This is a genomic window from Pseudomonas sp. IT-232MI5, assembly GCF_949767845.1.
GTDB lineage: Bacteria > Pseudomonadota > Gammaproteobacteria > Pseudomonadales > Pseudomonadaceae > Aquipseudomonas.
Window position 1 is genome coordinate 1 of the sequence record NZ_CATKQE010000052.1, and the last position, 219, is coordinate 219.

Below are 219 nucleotides of genomic sequence, written 5' to 3' on the forward strand. Positions count from 1 at the left end.
GGCGACAACACCCTCAATGGCGGCCTCGGCGCCGACATCATGATCGGTGGTGCTGGCGTCGATACCTATTACGTCGATAACGTCGGTGACGTGATCATCGAAACCGATGCCTCGCCTACCGCCTACGACCGGGTCTTTTCGTCCATCGACTACACCCTCGGCGGCAACGTCGAGAACTTGCTGTTCGTCGGCACGGCCAACCTGCGCGGCATCGGCAGC

General features: G+C 61.6%; 1 protein-coding gene. It reads left to right on the forward strand.

Annotation, left to right across the window (positions count from 1 at the left end):
- On the forward strand, positions 1-219 hold a 219-nt coding region (locus tag ACM6JQ_RS20855; protein WP_414894616.1), incomplete at both ends, for a hypothetical protein.